General features: G+C 44.0%; 12 protein-coding genes. 6 read left to right on the top strand and 6 right to left on the bottom strand.

The window, feature by feature from the left end; translation table 11 throughout:
• Positions 1-66 precede the first annotated feature (66 nt).
• Positions 67-351: a hypothetical protein gene (locus NQ117_RS07185; RefSeq protein WP_258278195.1), complete on the top strand. Its 285-nt coding sequence runs from the start codon at positions 67-69 to the stop codon at positions 349-351.
• A gap of 72 nt (positions 352-423) precedes the next feature.
• Here the strand turns inward: NQ117_RS07185 and NQ117_RS07180 are convergent, their stop codons facing one another.
• Both NQ117_RS07180 and NQ117_RS07175 read right to left on the bottom strand, forming a co-directional pair.
• A complete protein-coding gene (locus tag NQ117_RS07180; protein WP_258277286.1) occupies positions 424-2385 on the bottom strand; it encodes an LTA synthase family protein in 1962 nt (653 codons plus the stop codon).
• A gap of 39 nt (positions 2386-2424) precedes the next feature.
• The gene (locus tag NQ117_RS07175; protein ID WP_258277285.1) at positions 2425-3597 is read right to left on the bottom strand and encodes a THUMP domain-containing class I SAM-dependent RNA methyltransferase; all 1173 of its coding nucleotides are present in this window, start codon (positions 3595-3597) and stop codon (positions 2425-2427) included.
• A gap of 84 nt (positions 3598-3681) precedes the next feature.
• On the opposite strand from NQ117_RS07175, the gene NQ117_RS07170 reads away from it, so the two are divergent.
• From NQ117_RS07170 to NQ117_RS07160, 3 genes are all read left to right on the top strand, one after another.
• Positions 3682-4326, top strand: coding sequence for an O-methyltransferase (locus NQ117_RS07170; protein WP_258277284.1), 645 nt, complete (start codon positions 3682-3684; stop codon positions 4324-4326).
• Between the two features lie 137 nt (positions 4327-4463).
• A complete protein-coding gene (locus NQ117_RS07165) occupies positions 4464-5798 on the top strand; it encodes a sodium-dependent transporter (RefSeq protein WP_258277283.1) in 1335 nt (444 codons plus the stop codon).
• 65 nt (positions 5799-5863) lie between these two features.
• Positions 5864-7216, top strand: a complete 1353-nt coding sequence (locus NQ117_RS07160; RefSeq protein ID WP_258278194.1) for a sodium-dependent transporter — start codon at positions 5864-5866, stop codon at positions 7214-7216.
• Positions 7217-7333: 117 nt separating this feature from the next.
• Here NQ117_RS07160 and NQ117_RS07155 read toward each other — a convergent pair whose 3' ends face one another.
• The 4 genes from NQ117_RS07155 to NQ117_RS07140 all read right to left on the bottom strand — a co-directional run bounded on the left by NQ117_RS07155 (position 7334) and on the right by NQ117_RS07140 (position 12324).
• The gene (locus NQ117_RS07155) at positions 7334-8545 is read right to left on the bottom strand and encodes an MFS transporter (RefSeq protein WP_258277282.1); all 1212 of its coding nucleotides are present in this window, start codon (positions 8543-8545) and stop codon (positions 7334-7336) included.
• A 121-nt stretch (positions 8546-8666) separates the two neighbouring features.
• Positions 8667-9767 carry a Ger(x)C family spore germination protein gene (locus NQ117_RS07150; protein WP_258277281.1) on the bottom strand — a complete coding sequence of 367 codons (1101 nt, stop codon included), beginning with the start codon at positions 9765-9767 and terminating at the stop codon, positions 8667-8669.
• On the bottom strand, positions 9764-10924 hold the full coding sequence (locus NQ117_RS07145; RefSeq protein WP_258277280.1) for a GerAB/ArcD/ProY family transporter: 1161 nt from the start codon (positions 10922-10924) through the stop codon (positions 9764-9766). Before NQ117_RS07145 ends, NQ117_RS07150 begins: the two co-directional genes overlap by 4 nt.
• A complete protein-coding gene (locus tag NQ117_RS07140; RefSeq protein ID WP_258277279.1) occupies positions 10924-12324 on the bottom strand; it encodes a spore germination protein in 1401 nt (466 codons plus the stop codon). Before NQ117_RS07140 ends, NQ117_RS07145 begins: the two co-directional genes overlap by 1 nt.
• 320 nt (positions 12325-12644) lie before the next feature.
• Between NQ117_RS07140 and hemE the strand changes: the two genes are divergently transcribed.
• Both hemE and hemH read left to right on the top strand, forming a co-directional pair.
• Positions 12645-13712: a uroporphyrinogen decarboxylase gene (gene hemE / locus NQ117_RS07135; RefSeq protein WP_258277278.1), complete on the top strand. Its 1068-nt coding sequence runs from the start codon at positions 12645-12647 to the stop codon at positions 13710-13712.
• Positions 13713-13714: 2 nt separating this feature from the next.
• Positions 13715-14659: a ferrochelatase gene (gene hemH, locus NQ117_RS07130; protein ID WP_258277277.1), complete on the top strand. Its 945-nt coding sequence runs from the start codon at positions 13715-13717 to the stop codon at positions 14657-14659.
• The last annotated feature ends 54 nt before the right edge of the window (positions 14660-14713 follow it).

The following is a 14713-nucleotide window of genomic DNA, read 5'->3' as shown; positions in this document are numbered from 1 at the left end:
GTCGAGTCATATTTACTTCATTTATTCCGTGTATTCATGACTTGAACGGAGGAGGCTATACCATTGGTGAAAAGGTACGATTCCAGTTTGCAAGCGCAGAATCCGATCTCACAAGCTCAGAATTCAGTTGAGAAAGCTCACCATGCTGTATCTCAAGCATTAACGCATCCAACGGAACAGTCTGTCTTGCAGGCACAACAGTCGTTGGCACACGCAGACCAATCTGTGACGCAATCGCATGCGAGCTTGAACCCGCAAGCAGTGGAGTTGGCTGAAGAAATGCTTGGAGAAGAACACGTTCGTTTGGATAAGCTGCTGGGCAGTGAACAATGGGATAACCATCGTTCATAAGCTGCTTGTGCAACAAATAAAGGGTGCCCCCAATCGTCATTAGACTAGGGGACACCCTTACACCATTTCCTGCTATGGAGCAGGACGGAGTTGCGGAATTACGTTTCGTGTAATGACGAGATCAGACAGTTTGAGTCGCAACTTCGCTTCATCATGAAGCGGTCTGCACGGCTCAACATCGATTAGATCTCTTGTCTTGTAATCGTAGCACTTTCCGTTTTGGAACACGCCATCTGCCGCTGGAACGAAGAATAGATCGCCATTTGTGGCTGCACCTGTTCGAAGCACAACTAAACGCTCTCCTTCAGCTTGCAGATTGCTGCCCATATAAAACTTAGAAGTTGTGTCAATACCGAGCCAATGCAGCAGGGTTGGTGCAATATCCATTTGCCCAGTTACTTGATTGTACACGCCTGCTTCAGCTCCATCTGGCAAGTGTACAATGAGAGGAACTTGATTTTTCATCTCCAGCATATCGAGATCACTTATCTCATGGCCTAGAAGCTGTGCTAACGGCTCGCGTTCAAGGATGGAGTTATCATGGTCGCCGTAGAACATGAGAATCGTGTTGTCCCATAGCCCTCTCTTTTTCAAATCCTCGATCAAAGATCCAACCGCTGCGTCTACGTAATGAATAGAACGCAAGTATTCTCCGAAAATCGTCTTATCGAATGGTGCTACATTCAACGCAGTATATGTATCTGGCATTGTATATGGATGGTGGCTCGTTAGTCCGATCATAAATGCATAGAATGGTTGCTTTTGCTCCGCAGCTAAACGCTCGACAGATTGACGGAAGAAGGAAGTATCTCCAAGTGACCATCCAAGTGGCTCGTCCATTTGGTAGTCTTTCTTGCTCATAAAATAGTCGTAACCGAAATTTTCGTACATGACATAACGGTTCCAGAAGCTTCCTTCGTAAGCATGGAAGGCTCCTGTCGCATATCCGTTCTCCTTGAGAACTCCTGGTAATGCATCATAGGTATGATCCGGATAGCGGATAAATGCTGAGCCAGTTGGAAGCGGATGCAAGCTAGTTTGAACCGCAAGATCTGCATCTGACGTTCGACCTTGTCCTGTTTGATGGAAGAAGCGATTCATATACATACTATCTTTTAGAAGTGCATTAAGATTGGGTGTAATCTCCTGCCCATTAATCGTCTGATTAATGACGAAATTCTCGAAGGCCTCTGCTTGAATCACGATGACATTGCTGCCTTTGTATTTACCAAACGTTGAGCTAGGCCCTTTCAACATAGGAGCATGGTTAACAAACCATTCTTTAGCCTGCTGCTTCTCTTCCTCTGTGATTGACTTATCTGCGAACCAGTTCTCTTTCGCATAACGATAAATATCGTAACCATGGAATCCATACAGTCCTGTAATATTGTAAACAGCAGGATTCCACCAGTTAGAGGCGAGCAAGCCTTTTGCCCAAGTACTTGTTGCTTTTTGGATAGGCATATACAGCATGATTGAACCGATTACTAACGTAAGCGTACCGATGCTGAGTCGCATCCAAATAATATTCTTTTTGTTTCGAATCGAATATTGCAGCTTTTCCTTTCGTTCTTGCTTCATCAAGTGGAATTGTATGATGTGGAACGGAATAAGAATAAACCAATCGATGAAATAGACGATATCTCCCCAATAGATCAGGGATGCGATGCTTCCGCCCAGTGCGCTCACTTGTCCAGCCTGCATCAGAACAGGTACGGAGATAAAGTCTTGGAAGTAACGGTAATACACTAAATCTGAAAAGAGCAGTAAAGTAAGAAGTACGTTCAGCACGATGAAGGTGATGGGCCGCCAATGCCTTGGCAGCCACCATGTCCAGCCTCCCAACAGGAATAAAGCGCCTAACGTCACAAAAATATCACTGCGATCCGTCTTCATATTCGGGATCGCCAACGTCTCATTTAATATGATGCATTTCCACAGCATAACGCCAAGAAAAAGGATGAAGGCAATACCGCTTACCGTCATCCAACGTGACATTTTTAGTGTGGAGAATCGAAAGTTACTACTCGACATATGAGCAACTCACATCCGTTTCTTGTCATGTCTCTATCTCTATTGTGTGCTCAGCTCTGTAGATGTATCTTTGTTCGGGCGAGGAGGCAGTGGTCCGAAATATTGATAAAATTGACATTCAATATTACCGTTGAACAATTTCCTGCGCTTGTCTGCTGGTCGTCCAATATAATGTTCGAACTGCTTGCTTGGGCTTATGCAGAACATCGACCATGTGGGCAGCGATTTCATCATAAAACCTAGCTGACGAATCAATTTTTCTACTTCCGCTTGTTCGCTGAGACGTTCACCGTATGGTGGATTTGTCAAGACGATTCCGTACTCGCCTTCAGGTTTGACTCTATTTAGTGAGCCGACTTTAAATTCGATTTCTTTACCGAATCCAGCACTTTTTGCTGCTGCTCGTGCCAACTCGATTGCTTCTGGATCAATATCAGAACCATACAATTGAAGCTCAATATTATCATTAACCGCATCGAATGCTTCGTCACGTGCATCTTCCCAGTCATCCTTGGAAATAAGCGGCCAATGCTCGGAAGGGAATGAACGGCGAAGACCTGGTGCAACATTCCATCCAATCATAGCTGCTTCAATGAGAAGTGTGCCTGTGCCACAGCAAGGATCAACGAGCGGGCGGGATGGGTTCCAACGGCTAAGCAAAATGAGTGCTGCTGCCATCGTTTCTTTTAATGGGGCTTTACCAGCTAACTTACGGTAGCCGCGTTTGTGTAAGCTGGGTCCAGTCGTATCGAGCGTAATGGTCGCAATATCATTAAGCAGGGATACTTCAATACGGAAATATGCGCCTGTTTCTTTGAACCAATCGATATGGTAATTTTCCTTCATTTGTTCAACGACAGCTTTTTTGACAATGCCTTGGCAGGCAGGGACACTAGATAGCTGTGATTTGTGTGAACGGCCTTCTACAGGGAATTCACCGTCAGCGGGAATCCAGTTGTGCCAAGGGATGGATTTAGTTCCTTGGAATAGCTCTTCAAACGTACGAGCAGGGAACTGTCCCATATTAATGAGGACACGATCAGCTGTACGAAGCCATAGATTGGTACGGCATACGTCTAGTGGCCCTCCTGTGAAATGGACTTTACCATTTTCTACGTTTACATCGTCATAACCTAAATCTTTCAATTCTCTCGCAACAATCGCTTCAAGTCCCATTGGACAGGTTGCGATTAACGACCAAGGTCGCTCCATCTGTTATTTCACTCCGATCTGCTTGTCTAACTTGTGTTCATACGGGTTCCATCATATCATAATTACAGGAGGTTGTGAAAAAGGATGACGAATGAAAATTTGCAAACAGTAGAGACTTATCTTGATAGCCACTATGGGGAAGATAAGCAATTAAGAAGTATTATGCAGTCTATAGAAGAAGCGGGCATGCCTTCTATTTCGGTTGCTGCAGGTTATGGACGGCTATTGACCGTATTGGCACTCTCCTCTAGAGCCGAACATGCCTTAGAAATAGGGGCACTTGGAGGTTACAGCGGACTATGTATTTTACGCGGACTGACATCTGGGGGAAAGCTCACTTCATTAGAGCTTCGTTCTGAATACGCTGAGCTTGCACATCGTAACTTAACATTAGCTGGATATGGTGATCAAGTAGAATACCGGATTGGTGAGGCACTTGACTCACTGAAGCAGCTTGAGGAAGAGGAAAAGAAATTTGATTTCTTCTTTATAGATGCGGATAAGGAGAATTACGCAAATTACTTAGAATATGCGATTCGTCTTGCACGTCCAGGAGCGATTATTGCTGTCGACAATTTGCTTCTTCAGGGTCGTACAATGAATCCGGAGAAGCAGGGCCCTTCTGTTCAAGCGATGCGCAAATTTATTGATGCTATGGCACATGATGAGCGGCTTGCAAGCGCGATGATGCCAGCTTATGACGGTCTGGCAGTTACAGTCGTGAAATAATCCATACGTAACACTTGATGCAAAAGTTGTTTCTGGTATTTCATTATACCCGGAAACAACTTTTGTATTATTTTCACTCTAATATCCAGCCCAGCTTGTGCTATAATGATGCAATATGAAAATGGAGGCTTAGCACGATGAAGTCAAACGAACAATGGACTTCCAAGCTCGGGTTTATTCTGGCGACAGCCGGTTCTGCGATTGGCCTAGGGGCAATATGGAAATTCCCCAACGTAGTGGCCACTAGCGGTGGCGGCGCTTTTTTCCTCGTTTTTTTGCTATTTACTTTTGGAATCGGATTGCCGTTATTATTAGCGGAATTCATCATCGGAAGAAGTACAGGGAAAGAGGCAGTATCTGCTTATAAGGAATTAGCACCGAATTCGAAGTGGCATTATGTCGGATATCTCGGCATGATTTTGTGTAGTGTACTCTTGTCGTTTTACAGTGTTGTAGGCGGCTGGATTGTACTCTACAGCATAAAAAGCATAACGGGGCAGTTATTAATGCCTGGGGCTGATTATGGTCAGCTTTTTAACGAGACGGTATCGAATCCATGGGTGGCAGTCTTTTCACAAGGCTTGTTCATGTTGATTACGATCTTGGTTGTCGTTAAAGGGATAAAGGGCGGTATAGAAAAGACAAGCCGCATTATGATGCCAGGCCTGTTTATTCTATTCGTCATATTAATTATTCGCTCATTAACACTACCGGGAATGGCTGGAGGTATTGAATACTTTTTGAAGCCAGACTTTAGTCTTCTTACCTCGGAGTCGGTACTTTATGCGTTAGGACAGTCCTTCTTCTGTCTTAGCGTAGGCGGATCAAGCATGGTTACGTACAGTTCTTACTTAGGTAAGCAAGAGCAGTTGGGCAAGCCAGCCTTGTCGGTTGTAAGCTTGAATGTCATGACATCGTTAATGGCAGGTCTAGCTATCTTCCCAGCACTATTTGCACTAGGGATGGAACCGGTAGAAGGCCCAGGATTACTATTCGCGACATTGCCAGCTATGTTTGAACAGCTTCTCTATGGAGAATTTTTTATTGCCATATTCCTCGTACTGTTCTTATTCGCAACGCTAACGTCAGCATTCTCTTTATTAGAGATTGTCGTCGCTGCTTATGCGAAGGGAGATTCGAAGAAGCGAGTGAAGGGCAGTTGGTGGATTGGAATTGGAATCTTTGTATTGGGCGTTCCTTCTGCTCTGTCATTTAGCGGACACCCGCTCTTAATTTGGGGGGACAAGCTTGTATTTGATTGGGCAGATTTTGCCGTCTCAAATGTAATGCTTCCGATTGGAGTATTTTTAATTTCACTATTCGTAGGCTATCGTTTCCCGAAAGAGCGCCTTGAACATGAATGGGCTTATATTGCTCCGGGTTGGCGCACGGGATTACGAGTATATTTATTCATGCTTCGCTATGTGCTGCCAATTATCGTTCTTGTCGTATTTGTAAATGGCATTTTGTAAGCATGTAAGGTGACGGATGAGACCAGTCCACATCTAAGAATTGGGAACTAGGGGGCTGTCTGGTGATGGTAGAAAAAGAACAATGGACATCTAAGCTCGGATTTATTTTAGCAACAGCAGGATCGGCAATCGGATTAGGCGCCATTTGGAAGTTTCCGAATACGGTAGCTACAAGCGGCGGCGGGGCCTTTTTCCTGATGTTTATCGCATTTACACTGCTAATTGGATTCCCCTTGCTCATGGGGGAATTCTTTATCGGCCGTAGTACAGGGAGAGAGGCTTTAACTGCTTATAAGAAGCTTGCTCCACGTACGAAATGGCATTGGATCGGTTACTTGGGTATGGGAACTTGCTTCCTGCTTCTCTCTTACTATAGTGTTATCGGCGGTTGGATCGTCATTTACTTTGTTAAAAGTATAACCGGCGGTTTGCTGTATAACGCAGTGCCTTATGAGCAAATGTTCCAGTCGACCGTGGCAGATTGGAAAATGGTATTGCTCGCCCAGCTCAGCTTTATGCTCATAACGATTGTTGTCGTAGGGCAAGGTGTAAAAAAAGGAATTGAACGCTCTAGTCGTATCCTGATGCCGGGTTTGTTTATCCTATTTATCGTATTGATCATTCGTTCGTTGACGCTTCCAGGCATGGAAGAAGGGATTCGTTATTTCTTAACACCGAATTTTGCGCAAATCGATGCGAAAACGATATTAAATGCACTCGGACAATCATTTTTCTGCCTAAGTGTGGGTGTGTCGGTTATGGTGACCTATAGCTCCTACTTGAGCAAGAAAGAGTCATTGACACGTTCTGCCGTATCGGTCGTAGGATTGAACGTATTAACTTCATTTATGGCAGGGTTGGCAATATTCCCAGCTTTGTTCGCTTTGGGGATGACGCCAAGCGAAGGTCCGGGATTATTGTTTATTACACTTCCAGCTGTATTTGAGCAAATGTACGGCGGCGGCATTTTTATTGCGCTGTTTTTGGCGTTATTTTTGTTCGCGACGTTTACTTCCGCATTCTCCATGTTGGAAATTCTTGTTGCGGCTTATTCGAAGCCAGAGCATCCCGCTCGCTCACGTAAACGTCTGAGCTGGTTGTTCGGTGGCATTATATTTGTCGTTGGTATCCCGTCTGCTTTGTCATTTGGACCTTGGGCAGATGTGCAGTGGTTCGGCAAGTCTATCTTCGATCTGGCGGATTTTACTGTATCGAACGTATTAATGCCGATCGGTGTTCTGTTGATTGCTGTATTCGTCGGTTATCGCTTCCCAAAGGACAAGCTGTTAGCGGAGTTGGAGAGCGAGCCAGCATGGTGGCGTAAAGGATTGGCGGTCTACATGCTGCTCATCCGCTACATCATTCCATTCGTCGTTCTACTCGTATTTCTTAATGCATTAGGGCTGCTGCCTGTATAAAATGAAAAAAGGATTGACCCTGTACCATGGTGCGGCGGTCAATCCTTTTTATATGCGACTTTATTTCATACAAATAACTAACGTCCAACTTGTGGCCTTCACGTTCTTATTTTGGTATTACGGACGGAGTGAAGAACGTGCCTTGCCATACAGAGAGAAACGAACCCATCCCATATTTACGAACAGCAGTATACCTGACATGATGAAAATACCTTCAATACCAAACGTACCGGCCAACAGACCGCCGACTACTGGTCCTACCGCATTGCCCAAGGCCAATGTACTCGTATTAAAGCTGAACGCTCGACTTTCCATTCCCTCTGGGGTGAAGCGATTTATCAGCGCATTTACAGATGGCAATAGCCCACCCATAAAGCAACCGAACAAAAATCTTACCGCTACCAGCTGCCATACATTCGTTACAAATGCTTGTGGAATAAGGGTACAGGCTGCGCCAATTAGTGAAAAGGTCAGCACTTTGTTTGCTCCAATTCGATCACTCAATTTGCCTAGCAGCGGTGAGCAGATCATATTGGATAAACCGGTAACGGCGCCAACGAATCCGGCCATAAAGGCTAAGTTCTCTGTTGTCCCATGAAGCTGTTGCACATATAGTGGCAGTAGGGACATGGGGCTGAGCATCGCGAATTGCAGTAAAAAAGTTACCGCAAACAATGACATTAGCTGTGGGATTTTACTAAGCTTCCTAAACCCCTCCATTACAGAGATTTGCGGCTTCTCCATCGCTTTTTGCTTGTCAAACGACTCTTTAATAAAGAACATCGCCATCATCGATGCGAAGAACAGCAGGGCACCTGTAATATAAAAGATAGGACGATAACCGATGGTGTCTGCCAACAACCCTCCGATAAGCGGACCGAGGATCGTCCCAGCAACACCGCCAGACTGGAGTGTGCCCATCGCAAATCCCATTCTTTCCTTCGGCGTCGTCGTTGAGATAAGCGCAACCGCGGCTGGATTAAAGCCAGAGATGGTACCGTTCAGCATGCGCAGCAGCAGCAAGTGCAATGGTGTCGCTGCGAAACCCATGAGAACGGTAACAAGAGCCATTCCAAATCCAGAGCGAAGCAGCATGACTTTGCGACCGTACTTATCAGCAAATTTCCCCCAAATTGGCTGTGCGATAAAGGATGTCACAAAGTTGCCCGCAAAGATAATGCCTGCCCATAGCGCTATGCTGTTTGGGTCAGTCAAGCCAATGTCGGTCTGTAAATACAAGGGTAAAAAGGGAACGACCATCGTCATTCCGGCCATAACTAGAAAGTTTCCGAACCATAAAATGATTAGATTCAGTTTCCATTGCTGCATGTGCGTTCACCACTTTCTAAGGCCACCATCCGTCCGATACCAGCAACTGGAACTAGTATACCACATTCTCAACAAAATGCAGGAACACTCTTTTCGTAAGTAAGTTTGGAAAAATCCACTGTTATATCTTATTTTCTAAATTAAACTTCACTTTGCATTGAATTTCAGCCTGTTTAAACATGTCAGGCCATTTTTCGTCATCCCACTCCTCATAAGGCATTTTATTGCGAACAAACATACCAAACCCAACAGGGTCAGATTTTAACTCTTGCAGCTTGCGAATCGTTTTCGTTAACTGCTGTTCTATGGCTTGCTCCACTTGGGGCTCTTTTACCGTCTGATCTGATGTAAGTTCACTGAGCGTTGTATCTAGCGTTCCTTTGATATTCATTGTAATCAAAATTTTAGGGAACGGCTTCGTTTCAAGCACTTTAATGGTACGCTCAGATTGCGCATTTTGCATCGTAATGGGTATGGGTGCATTTCCTTGCTGCTTGTCGAGATGAAGAAACGTGTGGAATTTAGGACTTCGCATCATCAGCATATCGGTCGTCTCCTGCTCATTTAGCGTCCCAACCCATTTGCCTTGTTTACTAAATACAGCTGACCCATGTAGAGAGGCGCTTTTACTTTTGATTCTCACGATAAAGGTATACGGATCACTGCCGTTCTCAATGTAATCTCGTACAAAATTAAATACCGTTGATATTGATATTTTGTAAAAGCTTTGCATTTTAATTAATAGTCTATATAGGTTGAAATCGGTTATATCTTCGCCCAATTTTAAAAAGTCTCTTGCTTCGCCATCATAGACCATGAGTCTGGATGTAATAGGGAACTTAGGCTGCAGCAGCAAATTGGTGATTGCAGGTACAAGCAGTCCTTCCTCAGCCAATGATTTGCCTACAACAATGTTGCGTGTTTGACCGACGAGCAGCGTAAAACGTGTTTGCAAGATGAAATGATCGTAAGCTTCTTCGAAGTTGCTAGCTTTATAAGCCATGTAGACAGATTTTGTTGTTCCATCTGGCTTCAGTTCAGGGAAAGTGATGCCAAAAAAATATTCATTTGGTACATCAGACTTATCGATAGTGACGGTTTGAATAAAGCCAGACATATTAATAATTCGCTTCGTTTGACAGCCCGTGAGCAGCAGAGAAGCACACATCATAATGGTGAGAAACTTGAGAAATAAACGTATGTATCGTCGAATTTGACTCATAGTTGTGTTACTCCTTCTGATGATGATGAAGAAGAAGGCGCAGTAGGAGCTGCCTGCTCAGTGGTATTTTCACAATTCGCTGTATTATTATTGGCCTTTTTGTTCTTATAAGGCAAAATGAAATAGAGCAACGTGAATAGGATAATGATGCATATAAGTATGGTATTGCTTATGCTAAACAGCTTTTTGGACTCATCAAAATTTAATGGAACATAGCATAGAGCGAGCATAATGACCCCTGCAATAAATAAATTTTCTTTATGCCTGTCCTTTTTTTGCAGCGTTTTGAAGCCTTCCAATGCACTCCATGTATAAACGGAAGAGGTAAGGATGGCTGAAAAAATAAACGTGATGAACAACAAATCTGTAATGTATTCAAGAGCGTTGATGCGCGTTGCTCCATACAAGCGCAGTACGACAAATCGTACATCTTCAATTTGCTCGATAGGGAGCAATCCTTGGGAAAGGAAGCAATACATGGTGTAGTATGTCCCTATAACAAAGGAAGAGATAGCTGCATACGATATCCATTTCATATTCTTTTCTAAGTATGGAGTCATAAACATAATCGTCTCATAGGCGAGAAAGGCACCAAATACGTCGATTGTGCCGGATAATGACCAATGTCCATCCTTAAGGAAAAAGGGAGTATACCTCTGCAATTCGATATCATCGAATTGCAGAAGCTCAAAAAATACAATCCAAAAAGTAAATAGGTAGTATAATACGGAAGTTTTCGTGATGGTATATAGACCATGTGCTGCCGTAAATAAGACAACACCTAAAATAATGATCGAGACAATTCGAATATTGACACTCGGATCACTTGTGAATTGAAGCACGCGAGCATAAGAATTTGCAAGGTTGAACGAGATGACGATAAACAATAGACTGGGCGCAATGATTAGGACCGCTGCTACTGGTTTTGGGAAATGAGTATGTATAATTGTCCAAATCGAAGCATTTTGATGTTTTTTACTCCCTTTATAGATCAAGTACAGATGAGCAATTACAAGAGCTGTGAACACATAAAGCATGATCCAACTGTTCGTACCAAACTCTTTGGTGACTAGGGAAGGAAGCTGGAAGAAGATGATGCCTCTTACGATCATGAACAGTAGAATAGCTAGCGCATATCCTTTAATTGGTGTGTTCATTAAGATCGACCTCCTCGACGAAAATAGCTTTTTTGTACGACAGACTTCGGTCGTTTATCTTTGCTCCAGAAGAAAAAGTCAGCAAAGTAAGACAACTGAATATACTCCTTATTCAAGGAGCGAAAATGGCATAATCGCGTTATAATCAAAGCAATGAATATAACGATCCCAAAATAACCCATCAATCCAGCGAGCACGATATTGATGAAGCGTAATGCGCGCATGGATGTTTCCAAGGTATAGTTCGGTATAATAAAAGATGCTAAGGCACTGCTGGCAACGGCCACAATCAGCACATTACCTGTTAACCCTGCTTGGACTATGGCTTGTCCAATGACCAAACCACCTACGATACCGATCGTTTGTGCGATTTTTGTAGGTAGTCGGGCGCCTGCCTCGCGCAAAATTTCGATGACACCTTCCATCAGCAAAGCTTCCATCATCGGTTCGAAAGGAACACGCAAACGAGAGGTGATCATGGTTTCCAACAAAGTTGGTGGAATGAATTGATAATGATAGGTGGTCACTGCGACATAGAAGGCGCTCAGCATCAAGGTTAGGAAGAAAGAAAACAGACGTAAAGCCCGTATGAATCTGCCGAAATGCCAACGTTCATAACTGTCCCCAGTCACGGCGAAGAACTCTAAGAAATTCACAGGAGCAAGGATAACGGTAGGGCTATTATCTGTAAGGACAGCTACCTTTCCATTAAGCAAGTGCTGTGCAACCGTATCAGGCCGTTCGGTTCCAAGCCACTGCGGGAACAATGAGAATGGAGTGTCGTCCAATTGTTTAGCGACTTGGTTTCCATCGAGCACTTCTTTCATATGCAAATTTTCCAAACGAGCTTTGGCTTCTGTAACAACCGCCTCTTCGACAACTCCCTCAATATAGTAGAGATATACGTTGAAGGGGATAATTTCACCTATGTTATATTTAAGGCCTTTCAATTTGGGGGTGCGAATTCGGCGTCGAATGAGAGAACCGTTGATCTCTGCGCTCTCTACAAATGCATCATGCGGACCTGTAATTACATTTTCTTTTGCAGATGACTGGATGGCTCGAAAGCTTGCTGCCCCTGCATTGATCATCCACACTTGATTGTTATACACACCGATAATGTCGCCATTTACGATATGCTCCGAAATTTTGTCCATCATATCCTGTTCGTTATGTCCTTGAACCGGATTCCATACAGACAGCAGCCTTTTCAGGGCAACGTCAGGATCGCTATCCTGTGCGAAAGCTGTAATGACTTGATGGTATTCCTTTTTATCTAGCAAGTAGTGAATGTACATAATTGTGAATTGGTCGCCGATTATTTCTTCGACAGTCAAGTCATTGAGATTATTGAACACTTGTTGAGTAAGTTTGACCCAATCGGTTTGAATCATCGACATCGTGCGACCTCCTCTTTGTTTCCATTTGCAGGAGTTAGGATGTGCCAAAGGATTGGGAACTATGTGCGCGAAGTCCATATTTTTGAAGTTTATTTGAGAAAGAATAGCAGCAATTGTCATGGCTTGGCGCACTTTGTCAATAGATTGTCATAGCTTTCAAGCACAGTATAGTTGTGAGTGAGCGCAAAAAGGGGCATAATGGAAACGTTGCAATATCTCTTTTGAGATATTACTATTGCGTTAGATCTATATGTAACAATTGGAAAAATGTAAATCGTATACAGAAAAATCTACTCGTGTTAGACGGGGGTTGAGCGAATATGACTAATACCAATTATAATGACCGATTTTTACGTGCATGCCGCAAACAGGAAGTAGACCGACTGCCTGTATGGTACATGAGGCAAGCGGGTCGCTATGACCCTGAATATCGCAAAGTGAAAGAGAAATATAGCTTGCTTGAAATATGTCGACAGCCTGAACTTGCTGCTGAAGTTACATTGATGCCAGTTCGTAAGCTGGGTGTTGATGCGGCTATTTTGTATTCGGATATTATGAATCCCGTAGCTTCGATTGGTATTGACTTCGATATCGTAGCGAATGTGGGACCTGTTATTGCTGATCCGATCCGTACAATGCAGCAAATAGAACGATTAAAGCCCGTCGATCCTGAAGCGGATTTAGGACATATATTGGAGACGATTCGTATTTTGGATCGCGAATTGAATGTGCCTTTGATTACATTTGCAGGTGCGCCGTTCACGATTGCTAGCTATTTGATCGAAGGCAGACCATCCAAGTCCTACATACATACGAAGACGATGATGTATGAGCGTCCTGATATGTGGTTTGCTCTAATGGACAAGCTTGGTGACATGGTTGCGACTTATTTGCGTTCGCAAGTCAACAACGGAAGCAAGGCATTCCAATTGTTCGACAGTTGGGTAGGTTCTTTGTCTCCACGTGACTTCCAGACGTACGTGCTGCCAACGATTGAGCGCATTTTTGCATCTTTGTCTGATTTGGATGTACCAAAAATTTATTTCCCTGGCGTTAGCTCTGGCGAACTGCTTCCATTGCTTCATAACTTGCAAGCAGATGTAGTTGGTCTGGATTGGCGCGTTTCAATAGAAGAAGGCAGAAGAAGGCTTGGAGATCGCTTTGCCGTGCAGGGCAATTTGGACCCGTATCTATTAACGGGACCAATGTCCAAAATTCAAGAAGAAGCGAAGCATATCATGGATCTAGGCATGAAGCAGCCAGGATATATCTTTAACTTGGGGCATGGATTATTCCCTGAGGCTTCATTAGACAAGCTGAGACAATTGACGGAGTATATTCATGAATATTCTAGTCAGGCGCTGTCAGCGAAATCTGAGGAGGTATAGACATGAGTGAACGTCGTATCGGTGTCCTGGTCATGTCTTATGGTACACCAGAAAGCCTTGACCAAGTTGAAGCGTATTACACACATATTCGAAGAGGGAGCCCTCCATCAGCGGAACAATTGGAAGAGCTTCGTTCCCGCTATGAAGCGATTGTCGGTGGTGTATTCCCACTTCGTCAAAATACAAATGAACAAGTAAATGCCTTGCAAGAAGAGCTGAATGTCCGTACTGCGAATACTGGCATCAAGTATGTATGCTACCAAGGATTAAAGCATGCTGCGCCATTTATTGAAGACGGTATAGAAGCAATGGCACGCGATGGGATTCATGAGGCGGTTGGCATTGTTCTGGCTCCTCATTACTCCACTATGAGTGTAGGTGGATATTTGAAGAGAGCGCAGGAAGAAGCGGACAAGCATGGCATCGCTTTTGCAGGTGTAAAGAGCTATCATCTTCATCCTCAACTTCTAGAGGCGCTTGTTGAGCGTGTGAGTGAGCAACTTAACGCTTATGAGCAGGAAGGTCAGAAGCGTGAGCAAGTGCAGGTGCTCTTCAGTGCGCACAGTTTGCCAGAGAAAATTGTGGAGATGAATGACCCTTATCCTGAGCAGCTACTGGAGACGTCTAGAGCTATTGCAAAGGCTAGCAAGCTGGTTGATGAGCAGTGGCAGTTTACGTGGCAGAGCGCAGGACAAACGGGCGTACCATGGCTCGGACCTGACATTTTGGATACGCTTGAACAAGTAGCAGGTGAAGGTCGTCCAGCAGTGCTGTCTGTACCAATTGGTTTCGTATCTGATCATTTGGAAGTGCTGTACGACTTGGATATCGAAGCGAAGCAGCAATCAAATGAGCTGGGTATTGGTTTCAAACGTACACGTTCTCTTAACCAAGATGTTCGTTACATTCAGACATTAGCTGATAAGGTAGTAGAAGCTACGAAATAATAGTCTTTTCATTTGCTAACGAAATCAATGGACTTGATGAAAGAAGGGACGCAC

This window comes from Paenibacillus sp. SC116, from assembly GCF_024733555.1.
In the GTDB taxonomy this organism is placed as follows: domain Bacteria; phylum Bacillota; class Bacilli; order Paenibacillales; family Paenibacillaceae; genus Paenibacillus_B.
This window is presented reverse-complemented; position numbering and strand designations above follow the sequence as displayed.

Coding starts and splice junctions, on each gene's coding strand:
- NQ117_RS07150 (WP_258277281.1), bottom strand. CDS start 9,767: ATGAGTCAAATTCGACGATACATACGTTTATTTCTCAAGTTTCTCACC.
- NQ117_RS07155 (WP_258277282.1), bottom strand. CDS start 8,545: ATGCAGCAATGGAAACTGAATCTAATCATTTTATGGTTCGGAAACTTT.
- NQ117_RS07180 (WP_258277286.1), bottom strand. CDS start 2,385: ATGTCGAGTAGTAACTTTCGATTCTCCACACTAAAAATGTCACGTTGG.
- NQ117_RS07170 (WP_258277284.1), top strand. CDS start 3,682: ATGACGAATGAAAATTTGCAAACAGTAGAGACTTATCTTGATAGCCAC.
- NQ117_RS07165 (WP_258277283.1), top strand. CDS start 4,464: ATGAAGTCAAACGAACAATGGACTTCCAAGCTCGGGTTTATTCTGGCG.
- NQ117_RS07145 (WP_258277280.1), bottom strand. CDS start 10,924: ATGAACACACCAATTAAAGGATATGCGCTAGCTATTCTACTGTTCATG.
- NQ117_RS07175 (WP_258277285.1), bottom strand. CDS start 3,597: ATGGAGCGACCTTGGTCGTTAATCGCAACCTGTCCAATGGGACTTGAA.
- hemE (WP_258277278.1), top strand. CDS start 12,645: ATGACTAATACCAATTATAATGACCGATTTTTACGTGCATGCCGCAAA.
- NQ117_RS07140 (WP_258277279.1), bottom strand. CDS start 12,324: ATGTCGATGATTCAAACCGATTGGGTCAAACTTACTCAACAAGTGTTC.
- NQ117_RS07160 (WP_258278194.1), top strand. CDS start 5,864: ATGGTAGAAAAAGAACAATGGACATCTAAGCTCGGATTTATTTTAGCA.
- hemH (WP_258277277.1), top strand. CDS start 13,715: ATGAGTGAACGTCGTATCGGTGTCCTGGTCATGTCTTATGGTACACCA.